Origin of the sequence: Pseudomonas brassicacearum, assembly GCF_918698105.1 — a bacterium.
Classification (GTDB): Bacteria; Pseudomonadota; Gammaproteobacteria; order Pseudomonadales; family Pseudomonadaceae; genus Aquipseudomonas; species Aquipseudomonas brassicacearum_F.
Genome location: NZ_CAKKMI010000031.1, coordinates 42,394 through 62,321, shown reverse-complemented (window position 1 = coordinate 62,321; position 19,928 = coordinate 42,394). Strand labels below are relative to the sequence as shown.

22 protein-coding genes are annotated in these 19,928 nt (G+C 64.0%); 13 read left to right on the top strand and 9 right to left on the bottom strand.

What is annotated here, in order from left to right; all coding sequences use genetic code 11:
• Positions 1-18: 18 nt before the first annotated feature.
• Positions 19-1,176 (bottom strand): serine hydrolase domain-containing protein, encoded by a 1,158-nt coding sequence (locus LQ215_RS14610; protein WP_230150827.1) that lies wholly within the window; start codon positions 1,174-1,176, stop codon positions 19-21.
• A 229-nt stretch (positions 1,177-1,405) separates the two neighbouring features.
• On the opposite strand from LQ215_RS14610, the gene LQ215_RS14605 reads away from it, so the two are divergent.
• Positions 1,406-2,620: a cytochrome P450 family protein gene (locus tag LQ215_RS14605; RefSeq protein WP_230150825.1), complete on the top strand. Its 1,215-nt coding sequence runs from the start codon at positions 1,406-1,408 to the stop codon at positions 2,618-2,620.
• Between the two features lie 183 nt (positions 2,621-2,803).
• Here the strand turns inward: LQ215_RS14605 and LQ215_RS14600 are convergent, their stop codons facing one another.
• Both LQ215_RS14600 and LQ215_RS14595 read right to left on the bottom strand, forming a co-directional pair.
• Positions 2,804-3,400: a GNAT family N-acetyltransferase gene (locus LQ215_RS14600; protein ID WP_230150823.1), complete on the bottom strand. Its 597-nt coding sequence runs from the start codon at positions 3,398-3,400 to the stop codon at positions 2,804-2,806.
• The gene (locus tag LQ215_RS14595; RefSeq protein ID WP_230150821.1) at positions 3,397-3,948 is read right to left on the bottom strand and encodes an RNA polymerase sigma factor; all 552 of its coding nucleotides are present in this window, start codon (positions 3,946-3,948) and stop codon (positions 3,397-3,399) included. Before LQ215_RS14595 ends, LQ215_RS14600 begins: the two co-directional genes overlap by 4 nt.
• 320 nt (positions 3,949-4,268) lie before the next feature.
• On the opposite strand from LQ215_RS14595, the gene LQ215_RS14590 reads away from it, so the two are divergent.
• The 12 genes from LQ215_RS14590 to LQ215_RS14535 all read left to right on the top strand — a co-directional run bounded on the left by LQ215_RS14590 (position 4,269) and on the right by LQ215_RS14535 (position 15,419).
• Positions 4,269-5,396: a TyeA family type III secretion system gatekeeper subunit gene (locus LQ215_RS14590; protein WP_230150819.1), complete on the top strand. Its 1,128-nt coding sequence runs from the start codon at positions 4,269-4,271 to the stop codon at positions 5,394-5,396.
• A complete protein-coding gene (sctV, locus tag LQ215_RS14585; protein ID WP_230150817.1) occupies positions 5,393-7,480 on the top strand; it encodes a type III secretion system export apparatus subunit SctV in 2,088 nt (695 codons plus the stop codon). The genes LQ215_RS14590 and sctV overlap by 4 nt, the downstream gene beginning before the upstream one ends.
• 157 nt (positions 7,481-7,637) lie before the next feature.
• Complete coding sequence (locus LQ215_RS14580) at positions 7,638-8,531, top strand: FHA domain-containing protein (protein ID WP_230150816.1); 894 nt, start codon at positions 7,638-7,640, stop codon at positions 8,529-8,531.
• Positions 8,531-9,889 carry a FliI/YscN family ATPase gene (locus LQ215_RS14575; RefSeq protein ID WP_230150846.1) on the top strand — a complete coding sequence of 453 codons (1,359 nt, stop codon included), beginning with the start codon at positions 8,531-8,533 and terminating at the stop codon, positions 9,887-9,889. The genes LQ215_RS14580 and LQ215_RS14575 overlap by 1 nt, the downstream gene beginning before the upstream one ends.
• Positions 9,876-10,295 carry a hypothetical protein gene (locus LQ215_RS14570; RefSeq protein WP_230150814.1) on the top strand — a complete coding sequence of 140 codons (420 nt, stop codon included), beginning with the start codon at positions 9,876-9,878 and terminating at the stop codon, positions 10,293-10,295. Before LQ215_RS14575 ends, LQ215_RS14570 begins: the two co-directional genes overlap by 14 nt.
• The gene (locus LQ215_RS14565) at positions 10,288-10,857 is read left to right on the top strand and encodes a type III secretion protein (protein WP_230150812.1); all 570 of its coding nucleotides are present in this window, start codon (positions 10,288-10,290) and stop codon (positions 10,855-10,857) included. Before LQ215_RS14570 ends, LQ215_RS14565 begins: the two co-directional genes overlap by 8 nt.
• Positions 10,854-11,957, top strand: a complete 1,104-nt coding sequence (gene sctQ / locus LQ215_RS14560) for a type III secretion system cytoplasmic ring protein SctQ (protein WP_230150809.1) — start codon at positions 10,854-10,856, stop codon at positions 11,955-11,957. Before LQ215_RS14565 ends, sctQ begins: the two co-directional genes overlap by 4 nt.
• Positions 11,954-12,607 carry a type III secretion system export apparatus subunit SctR gene (gene sctR / locus LQ215_RS14555; RefSeq protein ID WP_063323918.1) on the top strand — a complete coding sequence of 218 codons (654 nt, stop codon included), beginning with the start codon at positions 11,954-11,956 and terminating at the stop codon, positions 12,605-12,607. The genes sctQ and sctR overlap by 4 nt, the downstream gene beginning before the upstream one ends.
• A gap of 9 nt (positions 12,608-12,616) precedes the next feature.
• On the top strand, positions 12,617-12,871 hold the full coding sequence (gene sctS / locus LQ215_RS14550) for a type III secretion system export apparatus subunit SctS (protein ID WP_003206603.1): 255 nt from the start codon (positions 12,617-12,619) through the stop codon (positions 12,869-12,871).
• Entirely contained in the window at positions 12,871-13,668 is a 798-nt protein-coding gene (sctT, locus tag LQ215_RS14545) for a type III secretion system export apparatus subunit SctT (RefSeq protein ID WP_230150807.1), read from the top strand. Before sctS ends, sctT begins: the two co-directional genes overlap by 1 nt.
• A gap of 15 nt (positions 13,669-13,683) precedes the next feature.
• Positions 13,684-14,784: a type III secretion system export apparatus subunit SctU gene (sctU, locus tag LQ215_RS14540; protein WP_230150804.1), complete on the top strand. Its 1,101-nt coding sequence runs from the start codon at positions 13,684-13,686 to the stop codon at positions 14,782-14,784.
• 116 nt (positions 14,785-14,900) lie between these two features.
• Complete coding sequence (locus tag LQ215_RS14535; protein WP_230150801.1) at positions 14,901-15,419, top strand: type III effector; 519 nt, start codon at positions 14,901-14,903, stop codon at positions 15,417-15,419.
• Between the two features lie 177 nt (positions 15,420-15,596).
• On the opposite strand, the gene LQ215_RS14530 is transcribed toward LQ215_RS14535, so the two are convergent.
• The 6 genes from LQ215_RS14530 to LQ215_RS14505 form a co-directional block, all read right to left on the bottom strand.
• The gene (locus LQ215_RS14530; protein ID WP_230150798.1) at positions 15,597-16,046 is read right to left on the bottom strand and encodes a type III secretion system chaperone; all 450 of its coding nucleotides are present in this window, start codon (positions 16,044-16,046) and stop codon (positions 15,597-15,599) included.
• A gap of 222 nt (positions 16,047-16,268) precedes the next feature.
• On the bottom strand, positions 16,269-16,646 hold the full coding sequence (locus LQ215_RS14525; protein WP_230150796.1) for a hypothetical protein: 378 nt from the start codon (positions 16,644-16,646) through the stop codon (positions 16,269-16,271).
• A gap of 6 nt (positions 16,647-16,652) precedes the next feature.
• On the bottom strand, positions 16,653-16,862 hold the full coding sequence (gene hrpT / locus LQ215_RS14520; RefSeq protein WP_024619913.1) for an HrpT family type III secretion system protein: 210 nt from the start codon (positions 16,860-16,862) through the stop codon (positions 16,653-16,655).
• Positions 16,859-19,009: a type III secretion system outer membrane ring subunit SctC gene (sctC, locus tag LQ215_RS14515; RefSeq protein WP_230150793.1), complete on the bottom strand. Its 2,151-nt coding sequence runs from the start codon at positions 19,007-19,009 to the stop codon at positions 16,859-16,861. The genes hrpT and sctC overlap by 4 nt, the downstream gene beginning before the upstream one ends.
• Positions 19,002-19,439 (bottom strand): type III secretion system chaperone, encoded by a 438-nt coding sequence (locus tag LQ215_RS14510; protein WP_230150790.1) that lies wholly within the window; start codon positions 19,437-19,439, stop codon positions 19,002-19,004. Before LQ215_RS14510 ends, sctC begins: the two co-directional genes overlap by 8 nt.
• A complete protein-coding gene (locus LQ215_RS14505) occupies positions 19,426-19,650 on the bottom strand; it encodes a type III secretion protein (protein ID WP_024618899.1) in 225 nt (74 codons plus the stop codon). The genes LQ215_RS14510 and LQ215_RS14505 overlap by 14 nt, the downstream gene beginning before the upstream one ends.
• Positions 19,651-19,928 lie beyond the last annotated feature (278 nt).

Genomic DNA, 19,928 nt, shown 5'->3' with positions numbered 1-19,928 from the left:
GAGCGGATCGTCCAGGGCCTACAGGCAGCCCATCGCGACATTGGCCAGGCCGCGTGCGCGTGGGTCCATCAAGACGTAGGAACCAATGGTGTTGCAGGCGAAGCCGAATGCCACGCCGCGTTCAGGGTCGGCAAATCCGATGGTGCCTCCGGCGCCCATGTGGCCGAACGCCTGGTTGCCCATGCCGTAGCTGCCGTTGGTCACGTCCGGCTGGTTGAGCATGATGCCCAGGCCGAAACGCGTAGGGGTCTGGATGGTTGGGTCGTATTCGGCGCTGTGCTCGCGCAACATTTCGTTGAGCAACGGCGACTCCAGCAACTGCCCGTCGAGCAGGCCGGCGTAGAACGCCGCCAGGCTGCGGGCGTTGCCGTGTCCGTTGGCTGCCGGTTGGGTCATGCGCTTCCAGCCGGCTTCGTTGCTGCGCCCCAGCACCATGGGCGGGTTGGCGAAGGCCAGGGTGCTCATGGCGGTCGGCTCGTTGAGCACGTCGTTGAGCACCCGGCCAAACGCTTCGTCGTCGATCTCGTCCTTGGTGCGTGCCATGTAGGCGCAGCGCGCGATGGCCGCGTCGTCCAGGCCGAGGTGGAAATCCAGCCCGAGCGGCACCGCCACGCGCTGGTGAATGCTTTGCGCCGGCGTCAGGCCATCCACCCGGCGTAGCAGTTCGCCGAGGATCCAGCCGAACAGCAACGGCGAATAGGTCTGCTGTTCCCCTGCAGCGGCCCAGGGATGTTCCTCGGCGATCAGGTCGGTCATGGTGTGCCAGTCGTAGAGGGTTTCCGGTGCAAGGGGCGTGCGCAGCGCCGGCAGCCCGGCGCGGTGGCAAAGCACCTGGCGCACCGTGATGGAGGCTTTGCCGGCGTTGGCGAATTCGGGCCAGTAGTGGCAGACGGGCGCGTCCAGGTCCAGGCGTCCTTCGCCGACCAGTTGCATGATCGCCACCGCCGTGAAGGGCTTGGTGCAGGAAAACAGATTGAGCAGCGTGTCGCGCTGCCAAGGGCTGTCCGGCTCCGGCCCGGCAATGCCGGCCCACAGGTCGATAACGGTTTGGCCGTCAATCTGGATGCAGAGGGCGGCGCCGCGTTCGAAGGGGCTTTGCATCAGCCGGATAAACGCCGCTTTGACCGGTTCGAAACGAGTGTCGCATTGGCCATGGATAGCAAGTGCACGGGTCATGTCAGCTCCACGCAAGGGTTGGTGTTTTCCCTTGAGTGACCGTGGCCGTGCAAACGGTTCACCGACAGGTAGACCCCATGTGGGAGCGAGCTTGCTCGCGATAGCGGTGCGTCAGCCAACATTGAAGTGACTGATACACCGCTATCGCGAACAAGCTCGCTCCCACAGGGATCTTTTTTGGCGATCCCTGCCACTCAGGAGCAACGGTTCATGCCCCTGGAGAGTGTTCATGGCTTACGAGCGTCCCCTTGATTTGAATAGCGACGCGTTTCGCGGCGAGGCTTATCGGCATTATGCGGCGCTGCGCCAGGCGTCCCCGGTGTTCCTCAGCCAGGCCGAAGGGCAGTTGCCGATGTGGTACGTCACCGGTGCGCGGGAAGTCGAGGAGGTGCTGCTGGACAACGAGCGCTTCGCCCGGGACCCGGCGCGGATCAATGAGCAGTTCGCCGCGATGCTCGGCGGCGAGCAATCCATCGCGTTTCTTAACGACCACATGCTCAACCGCGATGGCGACAGCCACCGCCGCTTGCGTCGCCTGGTCAACAAGGCCTTCACGTTGAAGGCGGTGAACGCCCTGCGGCCGCGTATCGAGCAGATCGCCGAGACGTTGCTGGAGTCCGTGCAGTCGAGCGGGCAAATGGACGTGGTGAGCCAATTTGCATTCCCGTTATCGATCACCGTCATCGCCGAACTGCTTGGCGTCCCCGCACGCGACCGTGACGATTTCCGCCGTTGGTCCCACATGATCGTCCAGCAGGTGGGGCACGACCTGAGCGAGTTGCAGCGTTGCTACAGCGAATTCGCAGGCTACATGCTCGCGTTGATCGACCAGCGTCGAGCACAATCGGGTGACGACCTGGTTTCGGCGCTGGCGCAGGTCGAGGAAGAGGGCAGCATGCTCAGCCAAAGTGAGCTGTGCAGCATGATCGCGCTGCTGATCATCGCCGGGCATGAAACGTCGGCATCGATGATCGCCAATGCGGTGCACATGCTCGTGCAGCACCCGAAGGCGCTGGCGCGATTGCGTGACGAGCCGGCGTTGATGCCCGGCGCGGTGGAGGAGTTTCTGCGCTATGACTCCTCGGTGGAGCGGGCCATGGTTCGTTTCGTCACCCGGGACACCGAACTGGCCGGGCAGCGCTTGCTACGCGGGCAACTGCTGATTGCGGTGGTGGGGTCGGCCAATCGTGACGAAGCGCTGTGTGCAAATCCTGACACGCTCGACATCACCCGCCCGGCCTGCCCGCACCTGTCGTTCGGCAAAGGCACGCACTATTGCCTGGGCGCCTCGTTGGCCCGGCAGGAATTGGAAATTGCATTGAACATACTTCTTCGGCGCTGCCCTGGGCTGCAATTGGCGGTCGATCCAGGCGCGGTACGTTGGCGCTATGTGCCCAACTTCAGGGGGCCGGAGGCGTTGCCGGTGTGTTGGTCGGTGGATTGAGGTGTTCATGAAAAAGGGGCTGCTGCGCAGCCCAGCGGGAGCAAGCTCCCTCGCCACGGGTTTATCGATTGAACAACAGGGGCTGTGAGGGTTGTGCAAAAAATGGCATCGGCTCGAATGAGCGCAGGCCATGCCTGAGAAAGAGGCGGCTCGCCCGACTATCCAGCCGGACGAGCCGTGGATTCACGCCAGGCTGGCCTCCTCGTTTTGCGCTGGCGCTGAAAGGGTGGTGGATGCCGTGTCGCCTGGCGTCAGTTGCAATCCATAGAGCACGACGTCCGCACGACTGTCAGCGAACCGGGCAATCCCTGGAAAGCGTCCCCATTGAGACGCGCCAAGCCCTTGTACGCCGCGTTTGCTCGCCTCGTTGTGCTCGATGATCCAGGCCACCAGCGTCTCGAAACCATACTGCCTGGCCAACACCACCGCGGCTTGGCCAAGGCGGATGCCGACGCCGCTGCCGATGTGATCGCCGCGTACGTAGATCGACACTTCGCCGGTCAATCGGCAGGCCTGGGCCCCCCAACAGAAGCGGTTGACGATCAACCAGGCAACGACTTCACCAGCGCGTTCGAGCACGTAGATCGGATCACCCTCCTTGACGAAACAGTCGACGAAAAACGTCATTTCCTTCAGGGAAAACGCTCTGAGTACGGGGGAACTGGTACCGCCCAGAGCGCTTTCGTTGAAGATATCGGTCATCACCGGCAAGTCGTCGGGGGTGTAGCGGCGCACGCCGCGTGGCAGGTCGGGCCGGCTGTTCAAGCGATTATTGGTCATGGCCGGGCTTCTCCATAGACGCTTCGTTTGAGTTGTTCACGGGCACGAAACAACCTTGAGCGCACGGTGCCGATGGGGACGCCCAGGCGTTCGGCGGCATCGCGGTAGCTGCTCTCGGTGTCCACGGCGGTCCACAGGGTATCGCGCATGTCCTTGGGCAGCGCGTCCATGGCTAACAGCGTACGGTCCAACAGCCGACGGTTGTCGCACTGTTCACTCAGGTCAATGTCGTCACTGGACTCGCTGAACTCGCTTTCATCGAACGTGCTCAGCGGTGGCTGCGCATAGAAGCGGCGGAAGTGGTTGCGGATCAGGTTGAGGGCGATGCCACACAACCAAGTGTCCTGCTTTGCCAGCCCTTTGAACTTCTGCTGGTTGCGCCAGGCTTCCAGGTACGTGAGTTGGATGATGTCGTCGGCGTCGTCTTGATTGAGTACACGTTTTTGCACGAACAGACGCAGCTTGCGTTCCTCGCCGAAGCAGATGCCTGGTGCATCTGTGGATGCGGGTGAGGTTTGCGGGGGGGCCATGAGATTCAGGCTGTTCATCGATAAATCCCTCTGAGTAGGTTCCATAGCGTCGATCCACATGTCGACGTTCCTCCCCTCAGCAGGACCTGTGCCAAGCCCGTTTAACGACTTAACTGATTGATAAACAATAATTTTTATCTAGTGCTTTTGCTCTATTTGTGCAAGGTCATGCACAGCCGTCCCAAGTCCCACTGCATGAAATTGCACCGAGCAAACGCTCGGGAAGAGGCCTGTGGACAATCCACCGGAACCGGCCAGGGAAGGTCATCACCGGTGATGGAACCGAATGCTGGATCGCCGCCACCCACTGAGCGTCCGAAACCACGCTCACGGCCATCATGAAAGTAGAAGCCCCGACAAATGCGCATATTGCCGCCAACCTTGCCCAGGCCGCTTCGGCCATCGTGGGCATAGGCAAGCCTGTCGAATCGTTTCAGGCCGTGCAGTCCAATTCGATGGAGGAGGTCGGCATGACCTTCAGCCATCACGTGGAGCGCAATACCAAGGCGCTGAGCCAGCGGCGCATCCGCAATGCCCGCAGCGAGGTGGGCCAGGTGCGTGTCGAGACGCGCGAGCAGTTGGAGGAGTGGTACGACCAACTCGGTCACCCAGGCAAGCAGAGCCTGGGGGCAATGGCCGCCCAGGCCGGTTTGTTGTTGTGTGGCGAGCCGGTGCTTGAAGAGCTGGTGCAGTCCACCGGCGGTGATCCGGCCCGTACCGACCTTATCCTGCAGCAAACCTTGCGCGATGCCGAAGTGCAGGGACGTCTCGTCGAAGCCCAGCGCGCTCGCGACTACCTGCAGCTGTTGCGCGAGCGTTATGGCGCGCAGATCCAGGCGGGCATGAACATCGCCGAGGCCTTGCGCGCTGCGGGCGGCGATCCCGAACTGCGCCAGGCAGTACGGCGGCTCTATTACGACACCGTGGTGCTCAAGCAATCGTTACCCACCATGATGCAGGCATTGCTCGGCCTGTTTGGCGAGGCGGCATTCGTGCCGGGGCTGGACATGATGCGCCGGGCACTGGCTGATGACATCGCTGCGCACACACCGTCACGTCCTACCGCGCTGTTGCGCACGTTGTTGATCGGCCTGGCTGCCTCGACGCAACTGGGCAGCGTCCTGCACAGCTGCCGCCGTTTGCTCGAGCAACTGGCCTACAGTTGTCCGGCCAGCCAGCTCACGGCGGTGCTGTTGCTCCAGCGCATGCTGGGGTTCGTCAGCAGTGGCCTGTCGGCGGCGGAAGTACGGCGTATCGGGCGTGAGTTGGGGGGAGAAGAGGAGCGCGACCAACTGGTCTCCCTGAACGGTTTGTACCCCTTGCTCAAGCGTTTGCCGCTGCCCCTCTGGCGCGATAGCAAAAGCCGCCAGACCGCGCTGAAGAACCTGTTGGTGCTGCTCGATGAGCGTTCCCGTGGCGAGTCCCGAAGCCAGACCGCTGCCCCGGTGATTGGAGCGCGCTCATGATTGCCCTGTTGAACAAAGTCGCCAACGAAGCGGTGCGGCGCATCGAAGTGGTCGGGGCGTTCGTGGTGCTCGGCATTGTGTTCATGTTGATCCTGCCCTTGCCGACCTCGGTGGTCGACGTGCTGATCGCGATCAACATCTGCATTTCCTGCCTGCTGATCGTGCTCTCGCTGTACCTGCCGCGGCCGTTGGCGTTTTCCTCGTTTCCGGCGGTGTTGCTGCTGACCACGCTGTTTCGGTTGGCATTGTCGGTGGCGACCACCCGGTTGATCCTGCTCCAGGGCGACGCCGGCCATATCGTCCAGGCGTTCGGCGATTTTGTGGTGGGGGGCAACCTGGCGGTCGGGTTGGTCATCTTCCTCATCCTGACGGTGGTCAACTTCCTGGTGATCACCAAGGGCTCGGAGCGGGTCGCCGAAGTGGCGGCGCGATTCACGCTGGATGCGCTGCCGGGCAAGCAGATGTCCATCGACAGCGACCTGCGCGCCAACCTGATCGATGTCACTGAAGCTCGGCGGCGCCGCGAGGAGCTGAACAAGGAAAGCCAGCTGTTCGGTGCGATGGACGGGGCGATGAAGTTCGTCAAGGGCGATGCCATCGCGGGTTTGGTGATCGTGGTGATCAACCTCATCGGCGGCTTTACGGTCGGCATGATGCAGCACGACATGGGCGCGTCCGAATCGATGCACCTGTACGCGGTGTTGACCATCGGTGACGGTCTGATCGCGCAGATTCCGGCCCTGCTGATTTCCCTGACTGCGGGCATGATCATCACCCGGGTGTCGCCGGAAGGGCAGCCGGCGGGCAGCAGCGTCGGCAAGGAAATCGCCCAGCAGTTGACCGCCGAACCCAAGGCCTGGGTGATCGCTTCCGTGGGAATGCTCGGCTTCGCGGCCTTGCCCGGCATGCCCACCCTGGTGTTCATCGTCATCGCCTTGATCACCGGCACTGCGGGCATCGTTCAGCTCTACTCACGCGCCCGGCAGGCACGCCAGGGCGACCAGCCAGCGGCCGTCTTGGCCCCGGCGCAGAACGGTGCTGAAGACCTGCGCAGCTTCGACCCGACCCGTGCCTATCTTTTGCAGTTTTCCAAAGCCATGGAAGGCAACGCGGCCGCCGAGGAAGTCATCCAGGCGATCCGCAAGAAGCGGAACGCGCTGGTGGCCGGCTTTGGCCTGACCTTGCCGCCCTTTGAGATCGAATACAGCGCGCTGCTGGAAGACGACGAGTTCCGCTTCTGCGTGCACGAGGTGCCGATGTTGCGGGCAACCTTCGGTGAGCGTATTGCCGTGGCGCGCGGGCCGCTGCCGTTGGAACCGCGCGACGGGCTGGTCGGCAGCGAGGTGCGTGACGAGCAGCAGTGGCTCTGGCTGACGCCTGACGATCCGCTGCTGGCGGACGAGCGCGTGGAGGCGGTGTCGGCCGCCGAGTTGCTGGTGGAACGGATGAGCCGCGCGATGTTTGCCACGGGCCCGCAATTCTTGGGGCTTCAGGAGAGCAAGTCGATTCTCAGTTGGCTCGAGGCGGGCCAGCCAGAGCTGGTGCAGGAGCTGCAGCGGACCATGCCATTGGCCCGTTTCGCCGCCGTGCTCCAGCGCCTGGCCGGCGAAGGCGTCCCGCTGCGCGCGGTGCGCCTGATCGCCGAGTCCTTGATCGAGCATGGGCAGCACGAGCGTGACGTCGGTGCGCTGACCGACTACGCGCGCATCGCCCTGAAGTCGCAGATCTATCACCAGTACCGCGACGAAGACGGCCTGCACGTGTGGCTGTTGACGCCGGAAACCGAAGGCCTGTTGCGCGATGCGCTGCGCCAGACCCAGACGGAAACCTTCTTTGCCCTGGAAAGCCTGCATACCCGCGCATTGGTGATGCAGTTGCGCGAAGGTTTCCCGTTGCGCGCCAAGCGCGTGGCCGTGCTGTTGGTGGCGCAAGACCTGCGGGCGCCGCTGCGCGATCTGTTGCGCGACGAATTCAATCACGTGCCCGTGCTCGCCTTCAGCGAGTTGCACAGCAACGCCCAGGTCACCGTGCTGGGGCGCTTTGACCTTGAGCAGGAACAACTACGGATGGAGGATGCCGCGTGACGGGCTTGTCTTGGCACGCCAGCCGCGGTGCCTCCACGTAACGATGCAAACCCAGGTGCGTTCGCTGGCCTGGCTGTGACAGAAGACGGGGGCCGCCGGTGCCTCGTCGTACTACCGGATCGTGGGCGAGCGTCTGGCGCCCCTTGAGGAATTGACCATGTTCGAACTGCGAGTCTTGAGTGGTCTGCACCGAGGTGCGGCGTTGCCGCTGGTGGGTGAGCAATGGGTGGTTGGCGCGGCGGAAGAGGCCGACCTGGCGCTTTACGATCCGGGCATCTGTGGGCGTCACGTGGGCCTGCGGCAGGTGCAGGGCCAGTGGTTGCTGGAACGGCTGGAGGGCACGGTTTGCGATGGACAAGGCCAGCCTTGGGCTGCGGCCGAGCCCTTGCAGAGCAATGTCCCGTTTGCGGTGGCAGGCGTCTGGCTGTGCCTGGCCCCGGCCGATCAACCCTGGCCCGAAGAGGCAGCGCTGGATGATGCCGCGCATCTGGCGCCGGAGCGGGAAACCCCCAGGCCCGCCGTGCGGCCGTCGTGGCCCAAGCGCCTGGCCATTGCCGCGGCGGTGATCACCGTTGCCTCCAGCGCCTGGGCCTTTACCAGCCAGCCGGCGCAGACCGTGGCGCGCAGCCCGGCCCAGCAGCTCAAGCAGAGCAAGGTGGCCTTGGACAATGTCGAGTCGGTCCGCCTGGAGCTTGATCGCATGCTCCAGGAACGTGACTTGGGCGCCGGTGTGCGGGTCGAGAGCCAGGGCGACCGGCTGGTCCTGGTGGGCGAGTTGCCGCGCCAACGCCTGGCGATGGTCGAACGGCTGATCGAGCGCTTCCACGACCGCTACGAAACGCAGATCGGGATCGCGGCCAACGTCAAGGAACGGCTGACGAAGCTGCCGTTTCAGATCGCCCAGATCGTGGGTGGCAAGCATGGCCATGTGGTCACCGCCGACGGACGTCGGTTGTTCCTGGGCGACCAGATCGATGGCCTGCGCTTGACCGCCATCGACAGCGGCAAAGTCACCTTCGAGGGCGACCAACGCTACGAGGTCACTTGGTGATGATGCAGGCGGCCAGTGCGCGGCTGGAGGCCTGGGAGGCCGGGCAACTGGCGCACTTGCGTCGCTTCGCGCCGGTCATGGTGCGCGGGCGGGTGCAGCGGGTCAGCGGCATCTTGCTGCAGTGCCGACTGCCGGGGGCGCAGATCGGCGACCTCTGCCGGGTCGAGCGCGACGCCCGCGAGCCGCTGCTCGCCGAAATTGTCGGCTTCGACCAGCACGATGCCTTGCTCAGCGCCCTGGGCGGCCTGGAGGGCGTCCGGGTCGGTGCGGCGGTGGAGCCGCTGGGCATGCCCCATCGGGTGTGCGTGGGACCGCAGCTGCTGGGCCAGGTGCTGGATGGCTTCGGCCGGCCGCTGGTGGACGGCGGCGCGGGAGCCTTCGCCGACGCGCACGTGCCGCATGCAGCACAGGTGATTGGCGAGGCCCCGGCGCCCACCGCCCGACCGCGCATCCAACGACCCTTGATGACCGGCGTACGGGCCATCGACGGCCCACTGACCCTCGGCGAAGGCCAGCGAGTGGGGCTGTTCGCCGGCGCCGGTTGCGGCAAGACCACGCTGCTGGCGGAGATCGCCCGCAACGTGGACTGCGATGTCATCGTGTTCGGCTTGATCGGCGAGCGTGGGCGCGAGCTGCGCGAATTCCTCGACCATGAGCTGGATGACGAGCTGCGTGCCCGTGCGGTGCTGGTGTGCGCCACCTCCGACCGCTCCAGCATGGAACGCGCCCGTGCGGCGTTCACCGCGACGGCATTGGCCGAGGGTTTTCGTGCCCGGGGCCAGCGCGTGCTGCTGCTCATCGACTCGCTGACCCGCTTCGCCCGGGCCCAGCGTGAGATCGGCCTGGCCGCCGGCGAGCCGTTGGGGCGCGGCGGCCTGCCGCCGTCGGTCTACAGCCTGCTGCCGCGCCTGGTCGAGCGGGCCGGGCTGACCAACGAGGGCGCCATCACCGCGTTGTACACGGTGCTCATCGAGCAGGATTCCATGAACGATCCCGTGGCGGACGAAGTGCGTTCGCTGCTCGACGGTCACATCGTGCTGTCGCGCAAGCTCGCGGAGCGCGGCCACTACCCGGCAATCGATGTGCTGGCCAGCCTGTCGCGCACCTTGGCCAACGTGGCCGAGGCGGAGCACCTGCGGGCGGGCATCAATCTGCGTCGATTGCTCTCGGCTTATGAGCAAATCGAACTGATGTTGCGCCTGGGCGAATACCAGGCCGGCGCCGACCCCTTGACCGACCTGGCGGTGGAGTCGCATGGCGCCCTGGACGCCTTCCTGCGCCAGGACCTGCGTGAGCCGGAGCCGTTTGCGTCCACGCTCGCCCACCTGCAGCAGTTGACCGCTTATGTCCCGGGCTGATCTGGACGCCCTGGCGCCGATACGCCGCCACCGCGAAGCGCAAGCCGAGCGGGCGTGGCGCCAGCAGCGTGAGCTTTTGCGTGAGCGCGAAGCCGCGGTTGCCGCCGCGCGCGCGCAGATGCAGGCGACTCGTGAGCAGCAGGTGGTGCAGCGCGAGGCGTTGTACGGCGAGCACCGTGGCCGGGCGTTGAGCGTGTGCGAACTCAATGCCTGGAGTACCCAGGAACTTCGTTTGATCGGCGAGCTGGCCGAGCAAGCGCGGGCCGTGCAGGCACTGGACGCTGAACAGGCGCAACAGGCGCAGCACACGGCCGCTGCCCAGCAGCGGCTACAAGGGCGCCGGCGAGATCTGGAAAAGCTCAGCGCAATGATGGAGTACTTGGTGGAGACCCCCAGCGATGAATGAACGCAGCGTGCGCGGTGGGCCGACACCGCACGGCAACACTTCGTCGACTCCCGTCCGGCATCCGCCGCGGGCGTATGAGCAACCGCCTGCCCAGGTGAGCCGGGCAAGGCTTCCGGCGGCGCGCGAGTCCGCCCCTGCCACCGGGCGCGACCCCGACGTGACGGCGCAGCGCAGCGATGGCTACTGGTTTCGCCAATGGGTCGATGCGCCACGGGGCGGCACGCAGGATGACAATGCCGGCACCGGTTCGCTGTCGGGCCTGGTGAATCTTTCGAGCGGCGAAGAGGAGGCGTTTGTCGACCAGCTCACGCCACGCTTGCGCGCCACGCTCGATTCGCAATTGGACCTGCTGCTGCATCTGCCCAACCTGGGCCGCATCAAGGTATCCGCCCGGCGGCTGGGCGCGGCGTGCGGGTGGGACATCGGCCTGAGCAGCGAAAGTGCAGACGTACAGGCGCGGCTGTCGAGTCGATCCGGTCGTCTCGAAGACACACTGAGCCAAAGCCTGGGCCAGCCGGTGAGCGTGCGCGTGGCGCGCGAAGAAGAGGTGAGCCCGACATGACCGTCCATGCATTGGCGCTGCCGACTGTAAGCAGCGAGGACGCCACCGCCCGGCGACTATTAGGCATTGGCGTCCGGTTGCCCTTCGAGGTGGCGGGCGAGGCGGGCCTGCTGGAACTGACCCCGGGTGGCACCGCTGGGGGGACGCCGTGTGTGCTGGCGTGCGCCCATGGTGTCTTCGCCCTGGAAGAGCCCGGCGCGGTGCTCAGCCTGTTCGGTGAATGCCCGGTGGTCTTGCCTGCCGAACCCGGACCGGATGACGCGTGGTTCTGGTCGCTGTTCCAGCAGACCCTGAGTGAGCCCCTGCGCCAGGCATTCGGTTTTATCAAACCAGCGGCCGGGCCCGCGGTGCAGGGCATTGCCTGCCGGCTCGACGTGAGCGTGGGTGCGGCCCGCGTCACGAGCTATCTGGAAATGACCGGGGCGGGCCTGCTGGGACTGCTTCGCGCTGCGCCCTGGCAGAGGCCAGCCGCGCCAGGGATCGCGGGCTTCGTGCTGCATGTTCCGTTGGAACTGGGACACCTGGCGCTGGCCGCCGGGCAGTTGGCGACGCTGCGCCCCGGTGATGTGTTGGTGCCGCAAACCGCTCTGTTCGATTCATCCGGCCAAGGGCTGATTCGCCTGGGCCGGCATTGTTTGCAGGTGCGGGTACACAGCCGTGCCGCGCCGTTGCGCCTGACCTTGCTCGCTCTGGAGGAGACCGTTATGAGCACCACCGCCGACACCGACATCCTGACGCCGGACTGGGACGATAGCACCGGCTACGAACCTGACGCCCACGCCGCCGAGGCGGCCGAGCACCCGCTGTCGGCCTATGCCGCCGCTGAAACCGAAGAGGCGCCAATGACGGAGCCGGTCGCGGCCGAAATCCCCGAGCGCTTCGACGACCTGCCGCTGGCGCTGACGATACGCTGCGGTCATTTGCACCTGACCTTGGGCGAGCTGCGCACTCTGGCGCCTGGCGCGGTGCTGCAAGTGCAGGGCGTGGCACCGGGGACCGCGGCGCTGTTCTATGGCGAACGTGCCCTGGCCCATGGCGAGCTGGTCGAGGTCGATGGCCGGTTGGGCCTGCAAATCGCACACGTGGATGTGGCTGGATGAGCTTCCAGGGGGTCGACCCCTTTCTGCTGGCGCTGTTCATCGGTGGGATATCGTTGGTCCCTCTGCTGCTGATCATCTGCAGCGCCTTTCTCAAGATCGCCATCGTCTTGACCATCACCCGTAACGCCATCGGTGTGCAGCAGGTGCCACCCAATATGGCCCTGTATGCCATTGCCCTGGCCGCGACGTTGTTCATCATGGCGCCGGTGGGCCACAACATCGCCGAACAGCTGAAGGAGCAGCCACTGGATTTCAGCAGCACCGAGGCGTTGCAAGGTTCTGCACTGAACGCGGTGAAACCGTTGCAGGCCTTCATGTCGCGCAATACCAACCCGGACATCCTCGCCCACCTGCTGGAAAACACCCAGCGGATGTGGCCCAAGGAGCGCGCCGAGCAGGCCAGCCGCGATGACCTGATGCTGCTCATCCCTGCCTTCATGCTGTCGGAGCTCGAGGCCGGCTTCCAGATGGGATTTTTGATCTATATCCCGTTCATTGTCATCGACCTGATCGTGTCCAACCTGCTGCTGGCGCTCGGCATGCAGATGGTCGCGCCCATGACCATTTCGTTGCCGCTCAAGCTGCTGATTTTTGTCCTCGTGCAGGGCTGGACGCAATTGCTCGACAGCCTCTTCTATTCCTATCTTTGAGGACGTGCGATGGACGCGCTGACGTTGTTTAAGGAAGGCATGCTGCTGGTGGTCCTGCTCTCCGCACCGCCCTTGATCGTGGCGGTGATCGTCGGTGTGCTGACGTCCCTGGTGCAGGCCTTGATGCAGATCCAGGACCAGACCTTGCCCTTCGGCATCAAGCTGGTGGCGGTCGGGTTGACCTTGCTGGTCACGGGCCGCTGGATCGGCGTGGAGTTGCTGGGACTGCTGCGCCGGGCATTCGAAATGATGGCCAACACCTGATGACGGCCCAGGCTTTCGGCCCGTACTTCGACTTGCTGCTGTCGATCGCGCTCGGCATGGCGCGCATTTACCCGGTCGCATACCTGGTCCCGGTGTTTTGCTTCCAGCACCTGCGAGGCTTGCCGCGCCATGCCGTCGTGTTTGCCTTGGGCATGTTGCCGGCGCCCGGTATTCGCCAGGCGCTGATCGACGCCCAGGTCAATTGGTTGTCGCTGGTCGGGTTGATGTTCAAGGAGCTGGTGCTGGGCTTCTTGCTCGGGGTGCTGTTGGCGATGCCGTTCTGGTTATACGAATCGGTGGGCGCCTTGCTGGACAACCAGCGCGGTGCGCTGATCGGTGGCCAGTTGAACCCGGCGCTCGGCAGCGACACCACGCCCCTGGGCCTGCTGTTCAAGGAGATGACGATCTTGCTGCTGGTCGCCACCCTGGGCATTGGTACGTTGACCCAGGTGATCTGGGACAGCTACCTGGTGTGGTCGCCCACCGTTTGGTTTCCATTGCCTGGCGCGGATGGCTTCGGCGTGTTTCTCGGGCTGCTCGGCGAAATGTTCATGCACATGATGCTCTACGCGGCGCCCTTTATCGGCTTGCTGTTGCTGGTGGAGTTCAGCCTGGCGCTGCTCAGCCTGTACAGCCCGCAATTGCAGGTGTTCGTCCTTGCCATGCCGGCCAAGAGCCTGATCGGCCTGGGCTTCCTGCTGTTCTACCTGCCCACGATGTGGGACGCGATGACGGGCCGGCTTGGTCGCTATGGCGAAATCCGGCATCTGCTGCACCTGTTGTTGCCGTCACCCTGAAGGAGGGCTTCGGCCATGAGCGAAGACAGTGGCGAAAAGACCAAGCGGGCGACACCGAAGAAGATTCGCGACGCGCGCAACAAGGGCCAGGTCGGCCAAAGCCAGGACTTGAGCAGCCTGCTGGTGCTTGCCGCGATCACCGAAGTGGCATTGACCCAGGCCGACGACAGCATGCAGGCCCTGGGAGACATGGTGGCGTTCCCGCTGCATCGGCTGGATGTCGACTTCGTGCGTGCCTTCGAGGAAACCTTGGCCCATGCCGGTGGCGTGCTGCTCAATTTCACCTTGATGACCGTGGGGTTGGCGATCGTCACGCGCCTGGTGGCCGGTTGGATTCAGTTCGGTTTCCTGTTCGCCCCCGAGGCCCTTCAGCCGGACCCGAACCGCTTGAACCCGATGAACCAGGCCAAGCAGATGTTCTCCGGCCAGGCGCTGATCAACCTGTTCATGGGGCTGGTCAAGGCCGTGTTCATCGGCACCGTGATTTACCTGGTGACCCTGCCGGCACTCGGCTCGTTGATCAGCCTGGTGAACGGCGACCTGCACAGTTATTGGCGTGGGCTGGCCAGCCTGTTTCGGCACATCATGCACGTCTGCCTGGGCGTATTGCTGGTGCTGGCGATCCTCGACTTCGGTCTGCAGAAATATTTCTTCGCCAAGCGCCTGCGCATGAGCGAGGAGGAGGTGCGCAAGGAATTCAAGGAAATGGAAGGCGACCCTCACGTAAAAATGCATCGCCGCAGCCTGGCCCGGCAATTGGTCGACCAGCCCGCCAACAAAGAGACCAAGCCGGTGGAAGACGCCGACATGCTGGTGGTCAACCCGACCCACTTTGCCGTCGCGCTGTTGTATCGCCCCGAGGAAACGCCGCTGCCGCAGTTGATCGTCAAAGGCGTCGATGCCGAGGCCCGGGCGCTGATCGAGCGGGCCAAGGCGGCGCGGGTCCCGGTCATCCAGTGCATCTGGCTGGCGCGCACGATCTACCGCGAAGACGTCGGTGGTTATATCCCCCGGGAAACGCTCCAGGCGGTTGCCCACATTTATCGGGTGTTGCGCGAACTGGATGATGAGGCCAAGGGCGAGGTCATTGAGATCCCGGAGTTGAACCAGCGTTGAGGTCGATGGAACCGATGCGCATGCGCGTGCCACTCAGGGAATGAGCCAGGCTCGCCTGGGCGATGCCAGCTTGCCGACAGTATCCGCCGCAAACTATCGACTCATGGAGATCTCCCATGCCTGAACCCAACGCATTGACAAGCCCCTTGAGGGGCACTGGTGCCCTGCACGGCGCCGACAGCTTATCGCCATCGCGCTCACCCTCGCTGAGCCAACGCCCCCGCGAGGCGCAGCAGCGCGAAGGCACCCAAAGCCTGCATGGCCGGGGGCGTTCCTCCTCGACGCCACCGGCGGTGCATCAGCGTGGCCGCACCCGAACGCGGGACACCAATCACTCGGCGGCGCCGAATGACACGCAACCGCTGGATGACGCACAAACGTCCAACCGCACTTCGGAGTCTCGCACGCCGGACTCTTTCATGAGCGAAATGGAAACCCGTCAAAAGCAGTTGATGGAAAAGCAGTTCCAACTGCAAATGGGCATGGAAGAACGCCAGAGCGCCATGTTGCTCGTTAAAAGCTCCGCCGACATGGCCAAGCTGATGAGCGATACGGTGACGGAGGTCACCAAGGGCTTCATGGACAGTGCAAGGAAAGTCATGCAGGAGGGTGGCGAGGCGATGAAGCTTCGATAAAGCGATGAGCCTGCATAAACCTGTGTAGGAGCTATGTAGGAGCTGTGTAGGAGCTGTCGAGTGCAACGAGGCTGCGATCTTTTCAACGACACTTGAGTCTCAAGCGAAAGATCAAAAGATCGCAGGCTTCGCCAGCTCCTACAGAGCCCAACGGTAATAATTCCAGGCCACGGGCGCCTATCCCAATCGGGTGCGGCTTGTGTTAAGTGAGGCCGGACGCGGACCGCCCGGCATTGCAGGCACCGCCAAGCGCGCCCGAATGTCGCCGACCTGGGCGATGAAGCCGACGATCCAATGGCAGAACCGCGCCTCGTCGAGCATCGCCAGTGGACAATGGGCACACAGGCGAACGCTGCCCTTATCGTCCAGGGCCAGCCAACTGCCACCGAGCAGATCCAGTCGAAAGTTGAGTTCCAGCAAGCGCTTGTGCAAGCCGGGCGCATGGGCCGGTACGTCGATCGAGCTATGGAGGATGGCGACATCGCCGTGATCGGGCAACTCGATGACCACGGCTTCGCGGTTGCTCGCGTCATACAGCGCGCACACGCCACCTTCCAACTGCAAGTGCGCATGCAAATGTTCCGCGAGGGCCGAGATCAAGCGCTGGGCAAGCGGTGCGACGGTCATGGAAAACCTCCCTCATAAAGTCTCTGTATGAATCGCTGTGGCCAGAGATTGCTCCCGCTGGGCCGTACGAGCTTTGCAGGAGCTGCGTAGGAGCTGTCGAGTGCAACGAGGCTGCGATCTTTCCCCACACACCTGAATCTCAAGCGAAAGATCAAAAGATCAAAAGATCGCAGGCTTCGCCCGCTCCTACAGACCCAGCGCAAGCAGCCTCTGACCGCAGGTTCAATACGTGGCCGAGTAATCGTCGAGGTCTTCCAGGCCCAGCAGCGACAGCTGACGGGACTGGATTTCATCGAGCAGTTCAGTGGATAGCGGCGGGTCGGGCAACGCCTGCCAGACCACGAGCGCTCGCTGCGGATCGAGAAATACGAACAGCTGCGCGTAGTCGGTCGGCTGGGCGAAACGCCGTTCCAGTGCATGCTGGATCTGGTTGGCATGCAGCGCCTGGCTTTGTATTTGTAAGGCGAGCCCCACGCTGTGAGGCTCGCGCCGCAGGCAGAACTCGATGCCTGGGGCTATTTCCCAATACGTCGCGATGCCGGCGATGATGTTCTTCTGGAAGGCCTGGCGAGTGCTTACGCTGTGTACCGAAAAAGACATAGCGTTTCAGTTCTCCAATGGGACGACCGTATGGTCCAGTGGGTGTTCGGGGGAGCCAAGACCGCCGCGCATGCCGGGTGACCACCAGATCACCAGCCGACCGTTGTCCGGTTCGGCGCGGCTGCAGGCATCGCCCTGGCAGCCCGAACGGTTTGCGCAGCCGGCGAACACCGGCAGGCTCAGCAATAAAACGAGCAGCAGTGGCGTGCGACTCATGGCAGGGTCCTCGCGCTGGTTTGCAGGAGAGAAGGGCGCTCGCCGCCTGGCGTGCGCGTGGGTTGCTTCATGACCACGAACACTTCCGTCTCCTCACCGGGCTCAAGCCACACCTTCGGCCAGGCGGTGGTGGCCAGGGTCCAGCGGCTGCCGCAGCTTGCCTCGTCGAAACGCAGGCGCCGCTGCTCGTCGTTGCGTATCACACCCACGGCAATGCCGTAATCGGGGCCGGCGAACCATTGGGCCCGGGCGGCGTCCAGCGATAATCCGGGTTGCAACGCGCACAAGGTGTCGGGCGAATAAGGAATCGATGGGGCTTGCTTGAACGTGGCTGGAATGTTGCCGTCGGCGAGTTGGGCGAGCACGTCGCTGACCTCGATACGACCGACGGGACGGGTGCCGTTGCGACGCTCTTCCAGGCGGGCCATGGCGCTGTCGACCTGTTCGCGGTCAAGGGCGGAGATGTAGCGGGCCGGGTCGACCTGGTCACCGATCAGGCGCGGCGTCAGGATGAAGACCCGCTCGCGGCGGCTGGTTTCGCGGGTGGTCGAGGAAAACAGCAACGGCCCGATCAGCGGGATGCGACCCAGCCATGGCACCCGTTCGAGGTTGTCGCCGGTCTCTTCGGTATGAAAACCGCCTACCACCAATGACCGGCTTTCGCCCATGACGGCCTGGGTGCTGACCACGCCCCGGCGCACGCTGGGCGTCTGCTGGCCGACTTCCGAGGGTTCGATGCGGCCGTCCTCGATGTCCAGGGACATCTGGATCTGGTTGCGGCCCCCGGTCTCGATGGCATGGGGCACGACTTGCAAGCTGGTGCCTGCCGTGATGGGTTCGACGGTGGCTACGCGCTCGCCGATGGCGGAGATGTACTCGGTGCGGCTGAAGTCGATGACCGCCGGCTGGTTCTCCAGGGTCAGTACCGACGGGTTCGCCACCACCGAGGCCAGGCCACGGCCCTCCAGGGCCCGCAGTTGCGCGGAAAAATCGCCGTAGTCCTGAATGAACACCGTCGAGCTGGCGCCAGGTCGAATCATCGAGGCGCCGCCGATCAGATCGCCGCTCTCGACGTTCCAGTTCGAGGCCAGCTCGGCCAGTTGCGTGCGGTCGATGTCGAGGATGATCGCATCGATCTCCACCAGCTTGCGCGGCACGTCCACATCGCGAATCAGCGGCGTGTAGATCTCCCGTCGCTTGGGCGCGTCGTAGATGAGCACCGCGTTGTTGCGCACGTCGGCTTCGACGCGGATCTTGCCCCGGCCACCTCCACCGCTGTTCGCGCCGGACGGTACGCGGCTGGTGTTCGGCCGACCCATGCCGTTCATGGCCAACTGTTCGATATTGCCCATGGTCATGGACTGCTGGTTCTGCATGTTCTGGAACGACGCCTGGGGCGAGGCTGTCTGCATGCCCCCCGACACGGCGCTGCGACTTTCCAGCAAACCTTTCAGGATGCTGGCGACCCCGGGAATGACCAGCGTTTCGCCGCGGTACTTGACGTTGCGGTCGGCGGCGGTGGCATAGCGCAGCGGGAAACTGATTACTTCTTGCTTCTCTTCGGGTGTCTTGCGCACTTCGGCAAACTGCGCCACCAGGCGCACATAGCGCTCCGGGCCGGAGACCAGGACCACGCCTTCGTCGGGCAATTCACCCCAGCCGAAACGCGGATCCAGCAGACCAATGTCGGTCAAGGCTTGCTTCATGTCCGGCACGGCATCGGCGGACACTTCCAGGCGCGTGGAGTCCTGGTTCTGCAAGGGACTGACGTACAAGGTGTTGCCGTACATGAACCACTGGAAGCGATTTTCCAGGCCGAGCCTGTCGAGAAATGCCTGGGGGCTTTCGGCGCGCATTCGCCCGTCGACGGTGCCTTTCACCGTGCCGTCGATCACCAGCTGCACGGCGAAGGTATTGGCAAAGTCGCCGAGTACCTTGGCCAGCGGTGTGCTCTGGGCGTCGTAGGCATAAGGCGTGTTCTTCCAGTCGGTCGGTATGGCCGCCTCTGCCGGCATGCCCGCGCCAAGCGCGCCGGCCAATGCCAGTGCGATCAGCGAAGGTTTTGCCCAGCGGCGTGCGATCAACGGGCGAAGGTGTACCTTGCCTGCGGTCATCAAGCGGTACGGTGCAAGCCACCTGTTAGGCATGGCGGATTCCTGTTCCGAGCAAATGAGGGTGCGAGAGGCGTCGCGCCACTGGCGCGGCAACGGCACGTTGGTCTTTATTGAGAATCGATTGCCAGGTGTCACGCTGGTTGAGCAGTGCTTCGAGCACCTCGATCAAGTCGTCGATGTGCCCGTCCAGCGGCACTTGCGCCAGCAGCCACAACCGGCCGTCTTGTGGCGAACGGGCCAGCGCGCCGGGAAACCGCGAGAGGCTTGGGTGCGCCAGCCGAAGCAGGTCTTCCAGGGCCATCTCGTGGGTCACCGGGGCGGTCAGTTCGACCGCTGCCAGCAAGCCTTCGTCGAGCTTGCTGAACGTTGCTTCGCCATCGTCGATGACCACGGTGAAGTGCTCCGGTCCGTCGACGCTGGCGCTCCAGCGGGTGAGCTGTGTGCGCAGCTCATGGCATTGCATCGATGATCGCCTTGGCGAGGTTGTGATGGGCCGTGGTTTGTTGGGTGGCGGCGTTCACGGCGACGGACATGCCGTTCATGCTGGTCACGAATGAGTGCATGTCGTCGAGTGACTGACTTTCTGCGGCGTTCATCGCGGCGTTGTTGACGTTGTCGGTCGCGCGTTGGAAGTAGGTGTCGAGGCGGCGCTGGACGGCATCGGTGGAAGACATGGGCGGTTCCTCTGGGCTGGGCATGTTCACGGTGTGAGTGGTGGCTATGCCGTTGGTGGTTCCGCGCGAATGAGGAAAAAATGGGCGTCGGGATGTGAGGGGGCGTTTCTCCTGTGCGAGCTTGCTCGCGATGGCAAACTGGCCGGGATTTTGTTGATTGGGTACATATCCGTTGCTGCGGTAACGGCCACTTTGGGTTCCGCCCTGACGGCGGCTCACTTTTGAGAAGCGCAAAAGTAAGCAAAACGCTCCTGCCCCACCACTCGGCACCTCGCCTA